This is a genomic window from Streptomyces sp. NPDC029122, from assembly GCF_055569445.1.
On record NZ_JBVHWK010000031.1, the window covers coordinates 10916 to 29733 of the forward strand.

The 18818-nt window shown below is 73.0% G+C and carries 24 protein-coding genes; 17 read left to right on the forward strand and 7 right to left on the reverse strand.

Annotated features, from left to right (window positions below; genetic code table 11):
- Window positions 1-117 precede the first annotated feature (117 nt).
- The 8 genes from ACZ4WZ_RS28320 (at window position 118) to ACZ4WZ_RS28355 (ending at window position 8544) form a co-directional block, all read left to right on the forward strand.
- Window positions 118-948, forward strand: coding sequence for a redox-sensing transcriptional repressor Rex (locus ACZ4WZ_RS28320; protein WP_467894622.1), 831 nt, complete (start codon window positions 118-120; stop codon window positions 946-948).
- Window positions 945-2657 carry a glutamyl-tRNA reductase gene (locus ACZ4WZ_RS28325; protein ID WP_467894624.1) on the forward strand — a complete coding sequence of 571 codons (1713 nt, stop codon included), beginning with the start codon at window positions 945-947 and terminating at the stop codon, window positions 2655-2657. Before ACZ4WZ_RS28320 ends, ACZ4WZ_RS28325 begins: the two co-directional genes overlap by 4 nt.
- Window positions 2654-3622 carry a hydroxymethylbilane synthase gene (hemC, locus tag ACZ4WZ_RS28330; protein WP_467894626.1) on the forward strand — a complete coding sequence of 323 codons (969 nt, stop codon included), beginning with the start codon at window positions 2654-2656 and terminating at the stop codon, window positions 3620-3622. Before ACZ4WZ_RS28325 ends, hemC begins: the two co-directional genes overlap by 4 nt.
- Window positions 3619-5304, forward strand: a complete 1686-nt coding sequence (locus tag ACZ4WZ_RS28335) for a bifunctional uroporphyrinogen-III C-methyltransferase/uroporphyrinogen-III synthase (protein ID WP_388939528.1) — start codon at window positions 3619-3621, stop codon at window positions 5302-5304. The genes hemC and ACZ4WZ_RS28335 overlap by 4 nt, the downstream gene beginning before the upstream one ends.
- 150 nt (window positions 5305-5454) lie before the next feature.
- Window positions 5455-5823: a hypothetical protein gene (locus tag ACZ4WZ_RS28340; protein WP_467894629.1), complete on the forward strand. Its 369-nt coding sequence runs from the start codon at window positions 5455-5457 to the stop codon at window positions 5821-5823.
- Window positions 5824-6031: 208 nt separating this feature from the next.
- The gene (locus ACZ4WZ_RS28345; RefSeq protein WP_467894631.1) at window positions 6032-7075 is read left to right on the forward strand and encodes an SGNH/GDSL hydrolase family protein; all 1044 of its coding nucleotides are present in this window, start codon (window positions 6032-6034) and stop codon (window positions 7073-7075) included.
- Window positions 7076-7199: 124 nt separating this feature from the next.
- On the forward strand, window positions 7200-8201 hold the full coding sequence (hemB, locus tag ACZ4WZ_RS28350) for a porphobilinogen synthase (RefSeq protein WP_467894633.1): 1002 nt from the start codon (window positions 7200-7202) through the stop codon (window positions 8199-8201).
- Window positions 8202-8271: 70 nt separating this feature from the next.
- On the forward strand, window positions 8272-8544 hold the full coding sequence (locus ACZ4WZ_RS28355) for a DUF1876 domain-containing protein (RefSeq protein ID WP_388939524.1): 273 nt from the start codon (window positions 8272-8274) through the stop codon (window positions 8542-8544).
- Between the two features lie 56 nt (window positions 8545-8600).
- Here ACZ4WZ_RS28355 and ACZ4WZ_RS28360 read toward each other — a convergent pair whose 3' ends face one another.
- Both ACZ4WZ_RS28360 and ACZ4WZ_RS28365 read right to left on the reverse strand, forming a co-directional pair.
- Window positions 8601-9350, reverse strand: a complete 750-nt coding sequence (locus ACZ4WZ_RS28360) for an ABC transporter permease (RefSeq protein ID WP_467894635.1) — start codon at window positions 9348-9350, stop codon at window positions 8601-8603.
- Window positions 9347-10273 carry an ATP-binding cassette domain-containing protein gene (locus ACZ4WZ_RS28365; protein WP_467894637.1) on the reverse strand — a complete coding sequence of 309 codons (927 nt, stop codon included), beginning with the start codon at window positions 10271-10273 and terminating at the stop codon, window positions 9347-9349. Before ACZ4WZ_RS28365 ends, ACZ4WZ_RS28360 begins: the two co-directional genes overlap by 4 nt.
- A 63-nt stretch (window positions 10274-10336) precedes the next feature.
- Here ACZ4WZ_RS28365 and ACZ4WZ_RS28370 point away from each other — a divergent pair, with 63 nt between their 5' ends.
- Window positions 10337-11149, forward strand: coding sequence for a TetR/AcrR family transcriptional regulator (locus ACZ4WZ_RS28370; RefSeq protein WP_467894640.1), 813 nt, complete (start codon window positions 10337-10339; stop codon window positions 11147-11149).
- Window positions 11150-11209: 60 nt separating this feature from the next.
- Entirely contained in the window at window positions 11210-11482 is a 273-nt protein-coding gene (locus ACZ4WZ_RS28375; protein ID WP_467894642.1) for a DUF1876 domain-containing protein, read from the forward strand.
- A 16-nt stretch (window positions 11483-11498) separates the two neighbouring features.
- On the opposite strand, the gene ACZ4WZ_RS28380 is transcribed toward ACZ4WZ_RS28375, so the two are convergent.
- Together ACZ4WZ_RS28380 and ACZ4WZ_RS28385 are read right to left on the reverse strand one after the other, a co-directional pair.
- Window positions 11499-11738 (reverse strand): DUF397 domain-containing protein, encoded by a 240-nt coding sequence (locus ACZ4WZ_RS28380; protein WP_467894644.1) that lies wholly within the window; start codon window positions 11736-11738, stop codon window positions 11499-11501.
- Window positions 11735-12559 (reverse strand): helix-turn-helix domain-containing protein, encoded by an 825-nt coding sequence (locus ACZ4WZ_RS28385; protein ID WP_467894646.1) that lies wholly within the window; start codon window positions 12557-12559, stop codon window positions 11735-11737. Before ACZ4WZ_RS28385 ends, ACZ4WZ_RS28380 begins: the two co-directional genes overlap by 4 nt.
- Before the next feature lie 113 nt (window positions 12560-12672).
- Here ACZ4WZ_RS28385 and ACZ4WZ_RS28390 point away from each other — a divergent pair, with 113 nt between their 5' ends.
- The 5 genes from ACZ4WZ_RS28390 (at window position 12673) to ACZ4WZ_RS28410 (ending at window position 16449) form a co-directional block, all read left to right on the forward strand.
- Complete coding sequence (locus tag ACZ4WZ_RS28390) at window positions 12673-13068, forward strand: ATP-binding protein (protein WP_467894648.1); 396 nt, start codon at window positions 12673-12675, stop codon at window positions 13066-13068.
- 37 nt (window positions 13069-13105) lie between these two features.
- Entirely contained in the window at window positions 13106-13480 is a 375-nt protein-coding gene (locus tag ACZ4WZ_RS28395) for a hypothetical protein (RefSeq protein ID WP_467894650.1), read from the forward strand.
- Window positions 13477-15855, forward strand: coding sequence for a tetratricopeptide repeat protein (locus tag ACZ4WZ_RS28400; protein WP_467894652.1), 2379 nt, complete (start codon window positions 13477-13479; stop codon window positions 15853-15855). Before ACZ4WZ_RS28395 ends, ACZ4WZ_RS28400 begins: the two co-directional genes overlap by 4 nt.
- A 67-nt stretch (window positions 15856-15922) precedes the next feature.
- A complete protein-coding gene (locus ACZ4WZ_RS28405) occupies window positions 15923-16198 on the forward strand; it encodes a type II toxin-antitoxin system Phd/YefM family antitoxin (protein WP_467894654.1) in 276 nt (91 codons plus the stop codon).
- Window positions 16195-16449, forward strand: a complete 255-nt coding sequence (locus tag ACZ4WZ_RS28410) for a Txe/YoeB family addiction module toxin (RefSeq protein WP_467894656.1) — start codon at window positions 16195-16197, stop codon at window positions 16447-16449. Before ACZ4WZ_RS28405 ends, ACZ4WZ_RS28410 begins: the two co-directional genes overlap by 4 nt.
- A 78-nt stretch (window positions 16450-16527) precedes the next feature.
- On the opposite strand, the gene ACZ4WZ_RS28415 is transcribed toward ACZ4WZ_RS28410, so the two are convergent.
- Window positions 16528-17325, reverse strand: coding sequence for a VOC family protein (locus ACZ4WZ_RS28415; protein ID WP_467894784.1), 798 nt, complete (start codon window positions 17323-17325; stop codon window positions 16528-16530).
- Between the two features lie 154 nt (window positions 17326-17479).
- On the opposite strand from ACZ4WZ_RS28415, the gene ACZ4WZ_RS28420 reads away from it, so the two are divergent.
- On the forward strand, window positions 17480-17710 hold the full coding sequence (locus tag ACZ4WZ_RS28420; protein WP_467894658.1) for a FitA-like ribbon-helix-helix domain-containing protein: 231 nt from the start codon (window positions 17480-17482) through the stop codon (window positions 17708-17710).
- Window positions 17707-18105: a type II toxin-antitoxin system VapC family toxin gene (locus tag ACZ4WZ_RS28425; protein ID WP_467894660.1), complete on the forward strand. Its 399-nt coding sequence runs from the start codon at window positions 17707-17709 to the stop codon at window positions 18103-18105. Before ACZ4WZ_RS28420 ends, ACZ4WZ_RS28425 begins: the two co-directional genes overlap by 4 nt.
- Before the next feature lie 13 nt (window positions 18106-18118).
- On the opposite strand, the gene ACZ4WZ_RS28430 is transcribed toward ACZ4WZ_RS28425, so the two are convergent.
- A complete protein-coding gene (locus ACZ4WZ_RS28430) occupies window positions 18119-18409 on the reverse strand; it encodes a hypothetical protein (protein ID WP_467894662.1) in 291 nt (96 codons plus the stop codon).
- Window positions 18406-18753 carry a DUF6247 family protein gene (locus tag ACZ4WZ_RS28435; RefSeq protein WP_467894664.1) on the reverse strand — a complete coding sequence of 116 codons (348 nt, stop codon included), beginning with the start codon at window positions 18751-18753 and terminating at the stop codon, window positions 18406-18408. Before ACZ4WZ_RS28435 ends, ACZ4WZ_RS28430 begins: the two co-directional genes overlap by 4 nt.
- Window positions 18754-18818: the final 65 nt, after the last annotated feature.

Sequence of the window (18818 nt, forward strand, 5' to 3'; positions counted from 1 at the left end):
CTCGGACAAAGCGGACACAATCTTTGTGCACGCGTTCACAAAGACATAGCCTGCATTCGACGGGGCGGTCCTGGGACAAAAGGCCGCCTGCAGCCCCGCTCATCCCGCAGGAGCATCGTGGCAACTGGCCGAACTCACCGACCGGCGACCCGCAGCCGAGGTATTCCCGAGGCCACTGTCGCCCGGCTTCCGCTGTACTTGCGCGCCCTCACCGCGCTCTCCGAGCGATCGGTGCCCACGGTGTCCTCCGAGGAGCTCGCCGCCGCGGCCGGAGTCAACTCCGCGAAGCTGCGCAAGGACTTCTCGTACCTCGGTTCGTACGGGACGCGCGGCGTCGGCTACGACGTCGAGTACCTCGTCTACCAGATCTCCCGCGAGCTCGGCCTGACCCAGGACTGGCCGGTCGTCATCGTCGGGATCGGCAACCTCGGCGCGGCCCTCGCCAACTACGGCGGTTTCGCGTCGCGCGGCTTCCGCGTGGCGGCGCTGATCGACGCCGACCCGGCCATGGCCGGCAAGCCGGTGGCCGGCATGCCCGTGCAGCACACCGACGACCTCGAGAGGATCATCGAGGAGAACGGCGTCTCCATCGGCGTCATCGCCACCCCCGCGGGCGCGGCCCAGCAGGTCAGCGAGCGGCTGATCGCCGCCGGTGTCACCTCCATCCTGAACTTCGCGCCGACCGTGCTCTCCGTGCCGGAGGGCGTGGACGTGCGCAAGGTCGACCTGTCCATCGAGCTCCAGATCCTGGCGTTCCACGAACAGCGCAAGGCGGGCGAGTCCGGTACGGACGCGGAGGCCGTCGCCGTGTCCGGCGCGGACGCGGTCGCCGTCACCGGCGCCGGCGCCGCGCCCGCCGCCGCCGTCGAGCCGCCGGCCGGGCGGGCCGCCGCGGCCGCGCGCAAGGGCGGCCCCGAGGGTGACGTGCCGGCGGTGATGCCGGCATGAGTCTGCTCGTCGTAGGCCTGAGCCACCGCAGCGCGCCGGTGAGCGTGCTGGAGCGGGCCTCGCTGTCCGCCGACGCCAAGGCCAAGCTGCTCCACGACACCCTGGCCGCCGAGCCGGCGGCCGAGGCCGCCGTCCTCGCCACCTGCAACCGCATCGAGCTGTACGCGGACGTGGACAAGTTCCACGCGGGCGTCGCCGAGCTGTCGACGCTGCTCGCGCAGCACAGCGGGGTCGCCCTGGAGGAGCTCACCCCCTACCTGTACGTGCACTACGAGGACCGGGCCGTGCACCACCTGTTCTCGGTGGCGTGCGGGCTGGACTCGATGGTCGTCGGCGAAGGCCAGATCCTCGGCCAGATCAAGGACGCGCTGGCCCTGGGCCAGGAGCTCCACACGGCCGGCCGGCTGATCAACGACCTCTTCCAGCAGGCGCTGCGCGTCGGCAAGCGGGCGCACTCGGAGACCGGGATCGACCGGGCCGGGCAGTCGCTGGTGACGTTCGGGCTGGAGCAGCTCGCGGTGAACCTGCCGGTGGGGGAGTGGGCCGCCGGGAAGCGGGCGCTGGTGATCGGCGCCGGTTCGATGTCCTCGCTGGCGGCGGCGACCCTGGCGCGCGTGGGTGTCGCCGAGGTGGTCGTGGCGAACCGGACCGCGGAGCGGGCGGAACGTCTCGCGGAGATTTTGGTTGCCTCGGGCACTGGTGTCGCGGCGCGGGCCGTCCCGATGTCCACCATCGCGGACGAGCTGTCCCGCGTCGACGTGGTCGTGTCCTGTACCGGGGCCACCGGACTGGTGCTGACCGGGGACGACGTCGCCCTCGCGCTGTCCGCCACCGGGTACGCCTCCGGGTTCGCCGCGCCGCAGGCGCCGGCGGCGCCGGACGCGGGCGGCCGGGACGCGCGCGCCGGCGCGGCCGTCGACGCCGAGGTGGTGGCCCGGCTCGTGGCCGCCGCCGAGGGCGGGCGGCGGCTCGCCGACGCCGGCGCCGCGCGCACCATCACGGCGGCCGCCGCCGTCGAGGCCGACGGCTGCCCCGTCGGGGCGGACGCCGCCGCCGGCGACGGACGCTCCGCCCTGGCCGGGGTCGACGCCGGCTCCCTCGAACTGCACGGGGCCTGGGCCGACCAGGGCGAGGCCGCCGCGCAGCGGCAGCCGCGCCGGGCGGCGCGGAGCCAGGCGGACGGGGCCGTCCCCGTACGGCTGGCCCTGCTGGACCTGGCCATGCCCCGGGACATCGACGCCGCCGTGCACCGCATCCCGGGCGTGCGGCTCGTCGACATCGAGAGCCTCGCCGAGGCCTCCGCCGACGCGCCCATGGCCGCCGACGTCGACGCCGTACGCGGCATCGTCGCCGGCGAGGTGGCCGCCTTCGGCGCCGCGCAGCGGGCCGCGCACATCACGCCCACCGTCGTCGCCCTGCGGGCGATGGCCGCCGAGGTCGTCGCCATGGAGGTGGCACGGCTCGACGGGCGGGTACCCGATCTCGACGAGCGGCAGCGCGCGGAGGTCACCCAGACCGTGCGCCGCGTCGTCGACAAGCTCCTCCACGCGCCGACCGTGCGCGTCAAGCAGCTCGCGAGCGAACCCGGCGGCGCCGGGTACGCGGAGGCGCTGCGCGAACTCTTCGACCTCGACCCTCAGACGGTGGCATCCGTCAGCCGGGCGGACGCGGCCGATCCGAAGAACGACGACCCAGGACGGGCATCATGAACACACGTCCCGACCAGCCCCTCCGGCTTGGCACGCGACGCAGCAAGCTGGCCATGTCCCAGTCCGGGCACGTCGCCGAGGCGGTACGGGCGATCACCGGCCGGCCCGTCGAGCTCGTGGAGATCACGACCTACGGTGACGTGTCCCGCGAGAACCTCGCGCAGATCGGCGGCACCGGCGTGTTCGTCACGGCCCTGCGCGAGGCCCTGGTCCGCGGCGAGGTCGACTTCGCCGTGCACTCGCTGAAGGACCTGCCGACCGCGCAGCCCGACGAGCTGGTCATCGCGGCCATGCCGGAGCGCGAGGACCCGCGCGACGCGCTCGTGGCCCGCGACGGCCTGACCTTCGAGCAGCTGCCGGACGGCGCCCGCGTGGGTACCGGTTCGCCGCGCCGGATGGCGCAGCTGAACGCGTACGCCCGCAGCCTGGGCAAGTCCATCGAGACCGTCGCGATCCGCGGCAACGTCGACACCCGGATCGGCTTCGTGCGCGCCGGCGAGCTCGACGCGGTCGTGCTGGCCGCGGCCGGCCTGAACCGGATCGGCCGCGCCGACGAGGCGACCGACCTGCTGGCGGTCGACAACGTGCTGCCCGCGCCCGGCCAGGGTGCCCTGGCCGTGGAGTGCCTCGCCTCCGACGCGGACCTCATCTCCGCGCTCGGCCGGCTCGACGACCCGCACACGCGGGCCGCCGTGACCGCGGAGCGGGCGCTCCTCGCAGCCCTGGAGGCCGGGTGCAGCGCACCCGTGGGCGCGCTCGCCGACCTGCTGGCCGACGGGCGGAATGTCAATGAAATGCGCCTGCGTGGTGTCGTCGGAACCCTCGACGGTTCGACGCTGGTGCAGCTGTCCACCACCGGTCCCGTGCCCCAGTCTTACGACGAGGCCATGGCGCTCGGCCGCGAACTCGCGGACGAGATGCTGGCGAAGGGCGCGGCCGGTCTGATGGGGGAGCGATCCCTTTGAACCCCTCAAGCCCCACCACCTCCCCCTTCGCGGGCGTAGCCGCCCCCGGGCTCGTCACCTTCCTCGGTGCGGGTCCGGGCGACCCGGGTCTGCTCACGCTGCGCGCCGTGGAGGCGCTCGCCGCCGCGGACGTACTGATCGCGGAGCCCGAGGTGCTCGAGGTCGTACGGACCCACGCGCGCGCGGGTGTCGACACGCCTCAGCTGACCGTCGCCGACGAGGCGTCAGCCGCCGCCGGTGTCCCGGCGATCCGTACTCCGTCGACCGCCGCGGACGTCGCCAATCTTGTCATGGAGGCCGCACGCTCCGGCAGGCGGGTCGTCCGTGCGGTGACCGGCGACCCCGGGCTGGAGGGGAACGCGGCCGAGGAGATGCTCGCCTGCGCCCACCAGGGCATCCCCTTCGAGGTGGTGCCCGGTGTGGCGACCGCCGTCGGCGTGCCCGCGTACGCGGGTGTGCCGCTGCGCGGTGAGCAGGGCGCGGACGTGCGCTTCGTGGACGCGCGGCACGCCTCGGCGCGCTGCTGGAGCGAGGTCGGCGCGAGCGACTGCGGCGTGGTCGTCTCGGCGACGCTGGAGACGGTCGCGAGCGCGGCCGCCGAGCTGGTGTCGGCCGGCCGCAAGCCGGAGACGCCGCTCACGGTGACCGTGGGCGGCACGACGACCCGGCAGCGGACCTGGAGCGCGACCCTGGGCACGATCGCCCAGGTGTTCAAGCAGGGCAAGGTGCTCCCCTCCCCCGAGGGTTCGCGCCCGGTCATAGCCGTGGTCGGCGAGCGGGGCGCCGCGGCGCGGCGCGAGGAGCTGGCCTGGTTCGAGTCGAAGCCGCTGTTCGGCTGGCGGGTCCTCGTACCGCGTACGAAGGAGCAGGCCGCCTCGCTCTCCGACCAGCTGCGTTCGTACGGCGCGGTGCCCCACGAGGTGCCGACCATCGCCGTGGAGCCGCCGCGCACCCCGCAGCAGATGGAGCGGGCGGTCAAGGGTCTGGTGACGGGCCGGTACGAGTGGATCGCCTTCACGTCGGTGAACGCCGTCAAGGCGGTGCGGGAGAAGTTCGAGGAGTACGGGCTCGACGCGCGTGCCTTCGCGGGCATCAAGGTCGCCGCGGTGGGCGAGCAGACCGCGGCGGCGCTGGTGGAGTTCGGCGTGAAGCCGGACCTGGTGCCGAGCGGTGAGCAGTCGGCGGCCGGGCTGCTGGAGGACTGGCCGCCGTACGACCCGGTCTTCGACCCGATCGACCGCGTCTTCCTGCCGCGCGCCGACATCGCCACCGAGACGCTGGTGGCCGGGCTGATAGAGCTGGGCTGGGAGGTCGACGACGTCACGGCCTACCGGACCGTGCGGGCCTCGCCGCCGCCGGCGGACACCCGTGAGGCGATCAAGGGCGGCGGTTTCGACGCCGTGCTCTTCACCTCGTCCTCGACGGTGCGCAACCTGGTCGGTATCGCCGGCAAGCCGCACAACGTGACCGTCATCGCCTGTATCGGGCCGGCGACGGCCAAGACGGCGGAGGAGCACGGGCTGCGCGTGGACGTGCTGTCGCCGGAGCCGAGCGTGGGCAAGCTGGCGGAGGCGCTGGCCGCGTACGGGGAGGCGCGCCGGGAGGCGGCCAAGGCCGCCGGTGAGACGGTGGCCCGCCCGAGCGAGCGCCGTCCGGGCGCGCGCCGGCGTCGCGCGACGTGAGGTTAACGGCCGGAGGGGCCCGGGTGCGGTGTGCGCCCCGGGCCCCTTCGGTGTTCCCGGGGGCGGGCGGGTGCCGTGGGCGCGTACCCAGACGGGTTTTGAGTAGCCGTACGGATCCGCGGGTGCGGGCCGGCGGGGTTCAGTGCTCCCATGACCGAGAACACCTCCGCCGCCGCCCCCGCCGGGGACGCCCGGGACCGGCGGGCCTTCGTGGCGCCGCTGCTCTCCACGCTGCTGACGCTGCCGATGGCCTTCGTGGCGCTGGTGTACGCGATGCTCTCGCCGATGGAGTGCGGCAACTGCAACGGGGAGCGCGCCCGCGCCTTCCACCGGAGCTTCGAGACGGCGTGGACGGTGTTTTGGCCGGGGCTGGTGCTCGTGCTGGTCCTGCTGGTGGTGTGCTGGGCCCTGCCGTGGAAGGTCCGCAACTCCGCCCGGCGCGTCAAGCTCGCGCTGGCCGCGCCGGGGCTGGTGGTGGCGGACGCGCTGGTCTTCTTGGTGCTGCTCCACCTGCGCTGACCGCCGGAACGATCTTTCTCGGCGAGTTGCCCGGGATGGTGCGCCGGCGGGCGACGACGCGGAAGATCTGATGATTTAGCTCGATCGAGGGTGATGTGCCCGATTCGTCGAGCGGGTGGGGGGAGGGCGTGGATGATCTTGGCCGAGGTTGCCTCCGCCCCGGGGCACGCTTCGGCCCGGGGCGTCTTCTGCCGATCCTGGAGGATCCATGCGACACCCCGTCTCCCGCCTGCGCACGCGGGCCATGGCCGTCGGACTCGCGCTGGCGGCGTCCACGCTCGTGCCCGCGGGATCCGCCGGTGCGGCCGATCAGTACGAGTGGGCCGCGCTGGGCGACTCGTACACCGCCGGCGGCTTCGTCGGCGATCCGCAGCCCGCGCTGGGCGACGCGTCGCGTGACGGCTGCGACCGGACCTCGGACGCCTACCCCGGTGTGGTCCAGCGGGAGCTCGCCGAGTTCCCGCCGGGCAAGTCCGTCAAGCTGACGAACGTCAGCTGCGGCAACGCCGCCATCGGTCACATCGCCAAGGACCGGCAGACGCCGATCAGCCCGGTCCAGCCCCCCGCCGGCGGCTGGTCCGCGGTGGACCCGCAGACCGAGCGGGCGGGCCTCGGCGACCAGACCGACATCGTCACCGTCGGGGTGGGCGGCAACAGCCTGCCCTTCGGCGGCATGCTCCTCAAGTGCCTGGAACTGGGCGCGTCCGGCAAGTCCTGCCGCGACTACTACACCAACCCCCCGGCGGGAGAGGAGAGCCTCCAGGACAAGCTCGGCCGGGTCCAGGACGAGTACATCGAGATGCTGGCCGAGGTCCACCGGGCCGCGCCCCAGGCCAGGGTGATCACGGTCGGCTACCCGGCCGTCCTGCCGGAGCAAGGCAGTGACTGCAACCGTCTGGCCCTCACCGAGCTCGGCTCGATCACCCACACCGACGTCGACTGGCTCCGTGACGAGGTCCTCAAGCCGCTGAACGGCACGATCCAGCGGGTCTCCTCCTTCTTCGGCGACCGATACGTCGACGTCTACTCCTCCAGCGTGGGCCACGACGCCTGCCAGCCCGCCGGCACCAAGTGGGTCGAGGGCGTCTGCGGCGACGCCGAGGACTACTGGCCCGCCAAGCTCCCGGGCACGCTGCTGAACTGCGGCCTCATCAAGAAGCGCGTCACCCTGGTCCACCCCAACGCCGAAGGGCACGCCAACACCGCGGCCCACGTCGAACGGGCCATCCGCATCGCCCTCCTCGACCGCTGACCGGCCGGCCCGCACCCTGCCCCGGAGCCCGGGCCGCGCGGAAGCGCGGCCCGGGACATCCCGGGCGGGGGCGGGCCCTAGGCTTGGGGCGACTGCTGTCGATGCTCGAAGAGGCGACTAGAAGATGAGCGCGTACGGATCCTTCCCCGGTTCGCGGCCCCGCCGGCTGCGCACCACCCCGGCGATGCGGCGGATGGTCGCGGAGTACCGGCTGCACCCCTCGGACCTGATCCTGCCGGCGTTCGTGCGGGAGGGCATCAGCGAGCCGCTCCCGATCTCGGCGATGCCCGGCGTGGTGCAGCACACCCGGGACACGCTGCGGAAGGCCGCCGTCGAGGCGGTCGAGGCGGGGGTCTCGGGGATCATGCTCTTCGGTGTCCCGGCGGACGAGAACAAGGACGCGCTGGGCACGGCGGGCACGGAGCCGGACGGCATCCTCCAGGTCGCGATCCGGGACGTGAAGGCCGAGGTCGGCGACGACCTGGTGATCATGTCGGACCTGTGCCTGGACGAGTACACCGACCACGGCCACTGCGGAGTCCTCGACGAGCACGGCCGCGTCGACAACGACGCGACGCTGGAGCGGTACGCGGAGATGGCGCAGGTCCAGGCCGACGCGGGCGTCCACGTGGTGGGCCCGAGCGGGATGATGGACGGCCAGGTCGGCGTCATCCGCGACGCGCTGGACGAGACGGGGCACGAGGACGTGGCCGTCCTCGCCTACACGGCGAAGTACTCCTCCGCCTTCTACGGGCCCTTCCGCGAGGCCGTCGCCTCCTCCCTCCAGGGCGACCGCAAGACCTACCAGCAGGACCCGGCCAACGCCCGCGAGTCGCTGCGGGAGCTGGCGCTGGACCTGGAGGAGGGCGCCGACATGGTCATGGTGAAGCCGGCCGGCCCCTACCTGGACATCCTGCACCGGGTCGCGGAGGCCGTGGACGTGCCGGTGGCCGCGTACCAGATCAGCGGCGAGTACGCGATGGTCGAGGCGGCCGCGGAGAAGGGCTGGATCGAGCGCGACCGGGCGATCATGGAGACGCTGCTCGGCATCAAGCGCGCGGGCGCGGACACGATCCTGACGTACTGGGCGACCGAGGTCGCGCTCCGGCTGCGCGCCGAGCGCTAGGCCCCGCCGCGCGGGTCCGGCGGGGCGGGCGCACCCTGGAGGGGTAGTCCGACTGTGGAGGTGATCCGGCATGGCCACGCTCGCCGGATGGCACGTGGAGCTGGAGTTCACCGAGGACGGCCACCGCACCGGTGCGGCGGCCCTGCTCAGACTCGGTGACGGCTGCGAACTGAGGGCGCGCGGCTACGCCATGCGCCATCCCTCCGACCCGGAGCAGCTGCGGGTCGGGGAGGAGATCGCGGGCGCGCGGGCGCTCATGGATCTCGCGTCCCAGCTGCTCCAGAAGGCGCACACGGAGATCGACGAGGTCTCCGGGAAGCATTCCTACCCGCTGACCCGCTGACCGCCGGTCCGTTCGAAGGGCCCGCGCCGTACTCCGGCGCGGGCCCTTCGGGGCGGTCAGCGGGTCCGGTGGCGGAACAGCGCCGCCGCCAGCGTCAGCGCCAGGGCGGTGATCCCCGCGCACCAGGCGAGGGCCGTCCACGGGGTGCTCCCGGCGGGCTGGTCCAGCAGCAGGGCCCGCAGCGATTCGATGACCGGGGTCAGCGGCTGGTGCCCGGCGAAGCCGTGCAGCCAGGACGGCATGGTGTCGATGGGGACGAAGGCGCTGGAGGGGTAGGGCAGGAACATCATCAGGAAGGTGAACCCGCCGGCCGCCTCCGGGGTCCGGGCCAGCAGTCCGAGGGAGGCGGCGAGCCAGGAGATCGCCGTGATGTACGCGACGAGCAGCCCGGCGGCGGCGAGCAGGGCGAGCGGGCCGCCGGAGGGGCGGAAGCCGATGGCGAGGGCGACGGCCAGCACCAGGGTGGTGGAGAGCAGGTTCCGTACGACCGAGGCCGTGACGTGCCCGGCCAGGATCGGCAGGCCGCCCACGTCGAGGGAGCGCAAGCGGTCGATGACGCCGTTCTTCATGTCGTCGGCCACGCTCACGGCGGTGCTCGCCGCGCCGAAGCCCGCGCACAGCAGCATGGCCCCCGGGACCACGTACGTCACGTACTCCGTGCCGGTGTCGATGGCCCCGCCGAAGAAGTAGACGAAGATCAGCATCAGCATCACCGGCAGCATCAGGGCGGCGATCAGCGCGTCCGGGCTGCGGCGGCTGATGCGCAGGCTGCGTCCGGTCAGGGTGAGGGCGGTGGCGTGGTTCATCGGGCGGCTCCCGTCAGGGCGAGGAAGACGTCGTCGAGGGTGGCGGTGCGCACGGTGAAGCGGCCGACGACGGTGCGGTCGGGGTCGAGTTCGTCGAGCAGGGCCCGTACGTGGGCGGCGGAGCCGTCGGTGGCCAGGCCGAGCGTCAGCTCGTCGGGGGCGTGGTGCACGGCGCGGGCGGCGAGGGTCTCGTAGGCCTTCCGGCTGGTCAGGGTGAGGTCGAGGCGGTGTCCGGCGACCCGGGCCTTCAGCTCGGCCGGGGTGCCCTCGGCGGCGATCCGGCCCTCCTCCAGGACGGTGACCCGGTCGGCGAGCCGGTCGGCTTCCTCCAGGTACTGGGTGGTGAGCAGGACGGTGGTGCCGTCGGCGCGCATCTCCCGTACGACCTCCCACAGTTCGAGGCGGCTGCGCGGGTCGAGTCCGGTGGTGGGCTCGTCCAGGAAGAGCACCTCGGGCCTGCCGACGAGGCTCGCGGCGAGGTCCAGGCGCCGCCGCATCCCGCCCGAGTAGGTCCGGGCGAGGCGGTCGGCGGCCTCGGCCAGGCCGAAGCGGTCGAGGAGTTCGCCGGCGCGGGTACGGGCGTCGCGGGCGGACAGTCCGCTCAGCCGGCCCGTCATGCGCAGCGTCTCGGCGCCGGTCTGGAGGTCGTCCAGGGCCGCGAACTGCCCGGTCAGGGCGATCTTTTCGCGTACGCGGGCCCGTGCGCCGGTGATGTCGTGCCCGGCCACGCGCGCGGTCCCGGAGTCCGGTGCGGTCAGGGTGGCGAGGATGCGGACGGAGGTGGTCTTTCCCGCGCCGTTGGGGCCGAGCAGGGCGAGGACGGAGCCGCGGGGGACGGCGAGGTCGAGGCCGTCGAGGACGCGGGTGCCGCCGTAGGACTTGGTCAGGCCGCGGGCGTACAGGGCGGGGTCGTTCGTGGTCACGGTGACACGGTCCCTTCTGCGTATGGGCTACGCGCTTCTGTGTAAGTAATACACAGAACTAGGATGTGGGTCAACGACTCGGCACGGGAGGGGGCGGCGATGGAGAAGGGCCCGGCGGACGCAACCGGCCTCCCGGTGAGCCTGCAAATGGCCTGGGGCCTGCGCGAACGCCCCGGCAAGGGCCCGCGCCCCACCCTCACCCTGGCGAAGATCGTCGACGCGGCCGTGGCCCTGGCCGCCGGCGAGGGCATGGACGCCGTCTCCATGGGCCGCGTGGCCAAGGAGCTGGGCGTCTCCACGATGTCCCTCTACCGCTACGTCACGGCGAAGGAAGAGCTGTACATCCTGATGTCGGAGGCGGGCGTCGGCACCCCGCCCCCGCTCCCGCCCGAGGCGGAGGGGTGGGGCTGGCGGGAACTGCTGGCGGACTGGGCGTACGCCCAGCGCACCCTGCTCATGTCGAAGCCGTGGATCCTGCGCATCCCGCTCACGGCCGCGCCGGCCTCACCGAACCAGCTCGCGTGGATGGAACGCGGCCTCGCCTCCATGGCGGGCACGGCCCTGGAGGAGGGCGAGAAGCTCTCCGCGATCATCCTGATCGGCGGGCTCGTACGGAACGAGGCCACCATGGCCGCCGACATGATGGACGCCATCATCAAGGGCGGCGTCCCCCCGGACCAGGTCATGGGCCGGTACGTGACCACCCTGCGCCTGCTGACCGCCCCGGACAGCCACCCGGCGCTGACGCGGCTGCTGGAATCGGACGCCTTCACGGGCTCCGGCGAGCCCGACTTCCAGTTCCGCTTCGGCCTGGACCGGATCCTGGACGGCCTGGCCCGTCTGATCGCGGAGCGCACGGCCCCGCCGGGACGCTGAGCGCGCGCACGGGCGCCGACGGGTGCACGCTGGAAAGCAGCGGGCACGGAGGTGATCGCCATGAAGGATGCCGTCGGATGGCACGTCGACGTTCAGTTCCAGGAGGACGACGAACGCACCCGCGCCGCCGCCCTCGTCCGGCTCCCGGACGGGAGCGAGCTGCGCTCGCACGGCTACGCCAGCCGTCACCCCAGTGACGGCAATCAGCCCAGGGTGGGCGAGGAGCTCGCGGCGGCGCGCGCGCTCAACGATCTGAAGGAACAGTTGCTCACCAAGGCGCACGACGAGATCGACGAGGCGTCGGGACGCACGTCGTACCCGATCACGGGTTGATCCCGCCCGGGCGGTGCTACCGGCCGACCCAGCCGGTCAGCGCCGCCCAGCTCGCGGGGGCGAGGTCCAGGACGGGACCGTCGGTGACCTTGGAGTCCCGGACGTGGACGGCGGCGGGGGAGGTGGCTACCTCGACGCACTTGTCGCCCTCGTCGCTGCTGTAGCTCGACTTGCGCCAGTCGAGCGCTACTTCGAGGCATGCGTCGCCATCGCTGCCGCTGTAACTGGACTTGAACCACTTCAGTTCGGTGCTCATAGCTCTCCTAGCATGCGGCTCAACAGCCCTTGAGTTTGCTCGATGTTGAGGGCTTGCGTTCGCAGCATCGCATACCTGTGGGCCAACATGCTGACCTCTTCCTTGTCGTAGCAGAGCTGGCTGCTGCGCTGGTTCTCGGTGTAGCCGAGGTACTGGTGATCTGACGTTTCCAGGATGGTGAAGGGGCCGTCGAGGGCCGCGTGGGCGGTCTGGTCCAGTGGCATCACCTGGATGGAAACACTCCGGAGTTCCGTGCATGAGATCAGGTGTCGCAGCTGCTCCCTGTGTACTTCTGGGCCGCCGAGACGGAAGCGAACGGCCGGCTCCCAGATGACGAAGCTCATCGTCGGCGGTGTCTTGCGGTGAAGGATCTCCTTTCGTGCCAAGCGTTGCTCGGTCAGGGCGTTGATCGTTTCCGCGGTGTGGGCCGGCAAGCGCGTCTTGAAGAGTGCCCGCGCGTAACCCTCCGTCTGGAGCAGGCCCGGCAGAAGCTGACTTGCGTACCAGGACAGGGCGCTCGCCCTGGCCTCCAGGTCCAGGTATTCCTCGGCCCAAGGCGGTGTCGTGTCGACAGCGGGCAGTTCCAGCGCTGCGACGGTCAGCAGGCCCGGAAGGTTCAGGTGGAAGTCCATGAGCTCGGCGACGTTCGGCATCAAGGTGCGGCGGCCCTGTTCGATGGAACCGATGGTCTCTTCGTCCACCTTGACCAGGGCGCCGAGTTCCTTCTGGGTCAGGCCCTTGGCGGCCCTGGCGGCGGCTACCTGGCGGCCGACCATCTTCATGGTCGTCGCGTTGGGGCGCGGGCGCTTCTTGGGTGGCATGGCGATGGACTCCCCGCCTTCGGACGTGGATTACCCCTCGCCGACCCGTACTCATCAAGGAGTACGGGTTGGCGCAGGGTCACAGGCTAGTCACGCCACGCCACCATCGTCCCGTGAACCTAAATACTCAACCCGGCCTGATGCGCGAGCGGTTGTTCCCCCGCGCCTTCCAGACCGTCGCCACCGCACGGGACTTCACCCGCGAGACCCTCACCGCCTGGGACATTCCCGCCCGGCGGGACGACGTCGTGCTCTGCGTCAGCGAGCTGGCCACCAACGCCCTGCGGTACGGCGTCCCGCGCGGCCGCTCGTACCGGCTGCGGCTGCTGAACTTCGGCTGCTGCGTGCGCGTCGAGGTGCACGACAGCGGGCCCGGGCTCTCCCGGATCACGGGCGGGCCGCCCGGGCGCGGGCTGCTGCTCGTGGCCGGGGTCGCGGACGCCTGGGGGGCGCTGCCGAGGCGGCCCGGAAAGGCGGTGTGGGCGGAGTTCAGCCCGGGCGGCTGCTAGCTTCGGCTGATCGGAGGATCGGACCGGAGGGGGATCAATGGCGCGTCCGTGGCGGTGGGTTGTGGTGGTCGCGGCCACCGGGACCGGGTTCCTGATCGCCTTCAGGCTCGGGCTGTGGGACCCCTTCGGCTGGTTCCCTGAGAAGGACTCCGACCGGGCCTCCGTCGCCGCCGGATTCGGCGGTGCCATGGCCGCCGTCATCGCGCTGGTCGGCGGCTGGTGGGCCGGAAGCGGCGCCGAGGGCGACGGGAACTCCGTACGGCAGCGCGCCCGCGCCTCCGGCACCTCGCGGATCACCCAGGACGGCGGTCCCGCCGCCCCCGGCCGGGTCGACCAGCGGGCCCGCGCGGACGGCGACGCCCGGGTCCAGCAGCGCGGCGGCGGCGGTGAGCCGGGCGGACAGCCCGAGTGACCGCCGGACAGTGGGCGCGGGCCGAGGGGAACGCCCGGATCACCCAGGTCGCCGGTGACCACGTCACCTACGCCCCGGGGGCTGGGCCCGCGCCGGGGGCCGGGCTCGGACTGCCCGAGGCGCCCGCCGTACTCGTCGGGCGGGACGGGCCGGCCGGGGAGCTGACCGCCCTCCTCGCCGAGGGCGGCCCCACGGTCGCGGTCGTGGCGGGCCTGGCGGGCGTCGGCAAGAGCGCGCTCGCCGTGGCGACGGCGCACCGGGCGGTGGAGCTCGGCTGGTTCGGGGACCGCGTCTTCTTCCTGCGCCTGCGCGGGTACGCCCCCGGCGGCGGGGTGAGCGGGCCCGAGGCGGTACGGGAGATGCTGCGCCGGCTCGGGATCCGGGACGCGGACATGCCGGAGTCCCAGGACGGCCGGGCGGCGCTGTACCAGGCGAGGCTGGCGGAGTTCGCCCGGGCGGGGCAGCGGGTGCTGATCGTCGCCGACGACGCGGGCGAGGTGGGCCAGGTACGGGACCTCGTACCGGCCGGGACCGCGCACCGGCTGCTGGTGACCTCCCGGCACCGGCTCGGCCACCGGGACTTCTCCGCCCGCGTGGTCCCGCTCGACGAGCTGGCGCCGGACTCGGCCGCCGAGCTCCTCGCGGGGGCGGTGCTGCGCACCTGGCCGCAGGACCCCCGCCCGGCGGCGGAGGCGGACGCCCTCCGCGAGGTGGCGGAGCGGTGCGGGCGGCTGCCGCTGGCCCTGACGGTGGCGGGCGCGCTGCTGGCGGGGGATCCGGGGCTCCGCGTCACGGAGCTGGCGGCCCGGCTGGCCGACGCGCGGACCCGGCTGGCGAAGCTGGACTCGGAACTGGACGACGGGGTCCGGGCGGCCTTCGACCTCTCGTACGGGCGCCTCCCGGCGGACCAGGCCCGCGTCTTCCGGCTGCTGACGGTGAACCCCGGCCCGGACTGCGCCACGGCGTACGCGGGGCTGCTGACCGGGGTGCCGCCCGCCGAGCTGCGCCCGAAGCTGGCCGCGCTCGTACGGGCCTCCCTGCTGGCGGAGGAGCCGGTCGGCTCGGGCCGCTGGCGGATGCACGACCTGGTACGGCTGTACGCGCGGGAGCGGGGGGAGGAGTGCGCGGCGGAGGACGGGCGGGAGGAGGCGATCGACGCCCTGCTGGGCAGCCTGGCCCTGGACACCAGGAAAGCGACGGGTGCCCTGGGGGTGAACGGCGCCCCGGTGGCCCCGGGGCCGGGGCTTCCGTCAGTGGCGCAGGCGCTGGACTGGCTCAACGCGGAACGGGACCTGCTCGTCGCCGCCGTGGGCCTCGCGGGGGATGCGGGGCGGCCGGAACTCGCCGGGGCACTCGGCAAGCGGCTGCTCCCGTACCTCCAGATCTACCGGTACCGGCAGGACGCGGTGCTGGTGGGCCAGAGGATGCTCGCGATCGTGGACCCGACGGACCCCGAGGAACACGGTGCGCGCTTGTACGACCTCGGCCTCGCGTACGTCGGCGCCGACCGGTCCGAGGAGGCGATGCCGTTGCTGACCCAGGCGCTGAAGCTGTTCCTGGAGAACTCCCTGAGGATGGGGGAGGGCAAGGCCCTGAACACGTTGGGCAGCGTCTACATGGCCGCGAACCGGTGGGCGGAGGCGGAGCGGGCCCTCAGGGCGGCGCTGCGCATCTTCCGGGAGCAGGGCATCCGCCACGCGGAGGGCACCGCGATGGCCAGTCTGGGCGAGGTCTACGCGCAGCTCGGGCAGTTGGACGACGCCATCGCGCTGTACCGGCAGGTGGCCTCGGACATGGGCGCCCGCAGGGACCACCATCGCGAGGCGTCCGCACTGGATTCCCTCGCGGACGCGCTCTGGAAGGCCGGACAGCACGAGGAGTCCCTGGCCGCGAGGGAACGGGCCCTTGCCACGCAGCGGGAGTTCGGCAACCGGAAGCAGCAGGCGGGCACCCTGAGCCGGCTCGCCGACTCGTTGCTGCGGCTGGGCCGGGATCAGGAGGCCCGGAGCTGTTACGAGGAGGCACTCGCCATCTTCACGGCGGAGGGCGACCTGCTCGGTCAGGGAGTGAGCCTGGACGGCCTCGGGCGGCTGCACCTCGCTGCGGGCCGGCTCCAACAGGCCCTGGAGGCACAGGAGAGGGCCTGCGCCCTCCTGGCGGAGGCGGGGGACCCGGAGTGCCGGGTCGACGCCGTCGACGCGCTGGCGCTGACGCTGTACGCCCTGGACCGCCACGCGGAAGCCGCCGAGGCCCTGGAGCGGGCGGCGGAGCTCTACGCGGTGCTCGATGACGCCGAGCGGGCGGAGGCGGCGCGGGCGGCCGCCGCCGACCTGCGGGGGCGGAACGCCCGCCGCCGCTGGTGGCGGCGCCGGTGATCCGTGGCAGCCGGAACCCCCGACTGGTACGGTAATCCCGTACGACTCTGTACTGGGAGGCGAGTCCGTGTCGATCTCGGCGAATGAGGCCCGGCGGCGTTTCTACCCGCTGATCCGGCAGGTCAACGAGGACCACGTGCCCATAGAGGTCACCTCCCGGGAGCACGGCGACGTCGTGATCATGTCCGCCGAGGACTTCCGGTCCTGGCAGGAGACCGTCTACCTGCTGCGCTCGCCGCGCAACGCGCAGATCCTGATGGAGTCCATCGCGGAACTGGACGCCGGCCGGGGACAGGCCAGGGAGCTGATCGGCGAGGACGAGGACGAAGGGTCCGCCGCGTGAAGGTCGTCTTCTCGGGCCGGGCCTGGGAGCAGTACACCTACTGGGCGACGGCCGATCCGAAGGTCCTCAAGAGGATCAACCGCCTGATCGAGGAGATCCAGCGCACGCCGTTCGAGGGCGCCGGCAAGCCGGAGCCGCTCAAGGAGAACCTGTCCGAGTGGTGGTCCCGGCGGATCACCGACGAGCACCGGCTGGTGTACCGCGTGAGGGACGGGGCCGTCGAGGTCGCCCAGGCCCGCTACCACTACTGACGCCGCTCGCGCAGGGCCGCTGCGCGCGCCGCCCTGCGCGAGGACGGCGGCGCGTTGCCCACGGGCTGGGGACGGGGGTCAGGCCGGCTGCTCCGGGGCCGTCGCCGTGATGACCGAGAACGCGCCGCCCTGCGGGTCGGCGAGGACGGCCATGCGGCCCACCATCATGTCGAAGGCCGGGGCGAGGACGGTGGCGCCGGCGCGGACTGCGGCGGCCTGGACCTCGTCCACGCTGTCCACGTGGAAGTACGGCTGCCAGTGCGGCGGCACGCCCGGCGGCAGCTTGCTCATGTCCATCATCCCGCCCACCGCACGGCCGCCGACCTTGAACTCGACGTACACGTCGGAGCCGGGCACCTCGGACCGGGCCGTGGTGACCGGCAGGATGGAGGAGTAGAAGGCGGCGGCGGCCTGGAGGTCGCTGGTGGTGAGCTCGTTCCAGATCAGCGCACCGTGCTCGTTGACGATGCCCGCGCCGTCGAAGGTGCCCGGCTCCCACAGGCCGAAGACGGCGCCGGCGGGGTCGGAGACCACGGCCATCCGCCCGAGGTCCATGACGTCCATCGGCCCCGTCATGACCGTGCCGCCCGCGTCGGTGACGGACTTGAGGGTGGAGTCGACGGAGTCCGTGGACAGGTACGTGGTCCACACCGTCGGCGGCAGCGGGTCGGGGACCGTGCCGTCCGGGTTCATGGCCTTCATGATCCCCGCGACCGGCTTGCCCTTGAGGGTGCAGACGGAGTAGCCGCCCTGCTCGGCCGGGCCGACCTCGCCCTGCCAGCCGAAGAGGTCGCAGTAGAAGTCGAGGGCCGCCTGCTGGTCGGGGACCATCAGATCGATCCAGCAGGGGGTGCCGGGCTTGTAGGGGCCGTTCATGTCGGGCACGGATGCCTCCGTCGGGGCGCTGGGGAAGGACGGGCCAACCCCTACCCGGCCCACGCACGGCCGGAATCGGCCCGTACGGGTGACCCGACGTCCCACCCCCCGCCGTCTGCCAGCACAATGCTGGCAGTGCGACTACTCTTGTCGCATGGCCACTCTCTACGTGCGTGATCTGTCCGACGAGGCGCTCGCCGAGCTGAAGATACGGGCCGCCCGCAACCGCCAGTCCCTCCAGGCCTACGCCCGCACCCTGCTGGAGGAAGAGGCCGCCTCCCCCTCGATCGAGGACGTCGTCACCCGGATCCGGGCGCGCGTCTCGGCACGGCTCAGTGCCGACGAGGTGCTCGCGGACCTGGCCGCGGGGCGGCGGCGCGAATGATCGTGATCGACGCGAGCGCGGTCGTCATGCTGGTCGCCGACGCGGGACCGGTCGGCGAGGCGCTGCGCGAGCGGGTCCTCGGCGAACGCCTCGCGGCCCCGCACCTGCTCGACGTGGAGGTCGCTCACGCCCTGCTCGGCCGCCACAGGGGCGGAAAGCTCACGGACGGCCAGCTCGACGCCGCCTGGGACGACTTCGCGGCGCTGCCGGTCCGCAGGATGGAACACGCGCCGGTCCTGCCCCGGGTGCGCGAGCTGTACGCGAACCTCTCCGCGTGCGACGCGACGTACGTCGCCCTCGCGGAGGGTCTCCAAGTCCCGCTGGTCACCTGCGACGCGAGGATCGCCCGCTCGGGCAGCCCCCGCTGCAAGGTCGAGGTCTTCGGCACGGCGTAGCGGAAGGGGCCGGCTACTGCCAGAACAGCTCTTCCACCACGATCTGGGGCTCGGCCACCCGGGGGAGGAAGGTGAACCGGACCCAACCGCGATTGCTGTCGAAGTACGCGATGTGCGGACCCCGGGGAACGGTGGAGCGGGCGGGTTCCACTCCGTCTCCCCGGTACGGGTGGCGGGCGGTCAGCAGTTCGAAGATGGTCTCCCGGAGTGCCTCGCGGACGTCGTCCGAGAGGCTGAGCCGGTACTTGTCGGCATCCTGGGTGTAGTCCACGGCCCACGGTGGGCCGGTGAATTCCTCGCTCACCCGCCGGGCTCCAGCTCGCGCTGCCCGTGCCGGATGCGGGAGGCCTCGTCGAGCAGCTTGCGGGCGGTCTCGACGTCCGTGGCGGCTGCGGCGCGCGCTTCGAGGTCAGCCACGTGCCGGTCGAGTCCGGGATCGCGGGCGAGGGCGTACTCACCCCACCAGCGGGCCATGAACGCAGGGACGGGCCCGATGTCGTACGCATCGGCGATCTGCTGCCGCCAAGCGGCGTCGAAGTCCGGCAGCAGCGCCGGGGCGTGAGCGGCTATGGCGGCGCGCAGGGCCTTCGGCGTGTACTCCGGCATCGGCGGCACGGATCGGCCGGGAGAGGGCGTCGCGGTCGTCATTTCCGGTTCCTCCTCGGATCGGACGCCTTCCACCCTAGCCCTGCGGGTCGGGTCCGGGCCGGGAA

What these genes read in the sequence shown, in the direction of transcription:
- ACZ4WZ_RS28380 (WP_467894644.1), bottom strand. Translation starts at nt 11,738, where the DNA reads ATGAGCACCGAACTGAAGTGGTTCAAGTCCAGTTACAGCGGCAGCGAT.
- ACZ4WZ_RS28420 (WP_467894658.1), top strand. Translation starts at nt 17,480, where the DNA reads ATGGCCACTCTCTACGTGCGTGATCTGTCCGACGAGGCGCTCGCCGAG.
- ACZ4WZ_RS28375 (WP_467894642.1), top strand. Translation starts at nt 11,210, where the DNA reads ATGAAGGATGCCGTCGGATGGCACGTCGACGTTCAGTTCCAGGAGGAC.
- ACZ4WZ_RS28360 (WP_467894635.1), bottom strand. Translation starts at nt 9,350, where the DNA reads ATGAACCACGCCACCGCCCTCACCCTGACCGGACGCAGCCTGCGCATC.
- ACZ4WZ_RS28370 (WP_467894640.1), top strand. Translation starts at nt 10,337, where the DNA reads ATGTGGGTCAACGACTCGGCACGGGAGGGGGCGGCGATGGAGAAGGGC.
- ACZ4WZ_RS28385 (WP_467894646.1), bottom strand. Translation starts at nt 12,559, where the DNA reads ATGCCACCCAAGAAGCGCCCGCGCCCCAACGCGACGACCATGAAGATG.
- hemC (WP_467894626.1), top strand. Translation starts at nt 2,654, where the DNA reads ATGAACACACGTCCCGACCAGCCCCTCCGGCTTGGCACGCGACGCAGC.
- ACZ4WZ_RS28395 (WP_467894650.1), top strand. Translation starts at nt 13,106, where the DNA reads ATGGCGCGTCCGTGGCGGTGGGTTGTGGTGGTCGCGGCCACCGGGACC.
- ACZ4WZ_RS28425 (WP_467894660.1), top strand. Translation starts at nt 17,707, where the DNA reads ATGATCGTGATCGACGCGAGCGCGGTCGTCATGCTGGTCGCCGACGCG.
- ACZ4WZ_RS28345 (WP_467894631.1), top strand. Translation starts at nt 6,032, where the DNA reads ATGCGACACCCCGTCTCCCGCCTGCGCACGCGGGCCATGGCCGTCGGA.
- ACZ4WZ_RS28325 (WP_467894624.1), top strand. Translation starts at nt 945, where the DNA reads ATGAGTCTGCTCGTCGTAGGCCTGAGCCACCGCAGCGCGCCGGTGAGC.
- ACZ4WZ_RS28355 (WP_388939524.1), top strand. Translation starts at nt 8,272, where the DNA reads ATGGCCACGCTCGCCGGATGGCACGTGGAGCTGGAGTTCACCGAGGAC.
- ACZ4WZ_RS28340 (WP_467894629.1), top strand. Translation starts at nt 5,455, where the DNA reads ATGACCGAGAACACCTCCGCCGCCGCCCCCGCCGGGGACGCCCGGGAC.
- ACZ4WZ_RS28435 (WP_467894664.1), bottom strand. Translation starts at nt 18,753, where the DNA reads ATGACGACCGCGACGCCCTCTCCCGGCCGATCCGTGCCGCCGATGCCG.
- ACZ4WZ_RS28415 (WP_467894784.1), bottom strand. Translation starts at nt 17,325, where the DNA reads ATGAACGGCCCCTACAAGCCCGGCACCCCCTGCTGGATCGATCTGATG.
- hemB (WP_467894633.1), top strand. Translation starts at nt 7,200, where the DNA reads ATGAGCGCGTACGGATCCTTCCCCGGTTCGCGGCCCCGCCGGCTGCGC.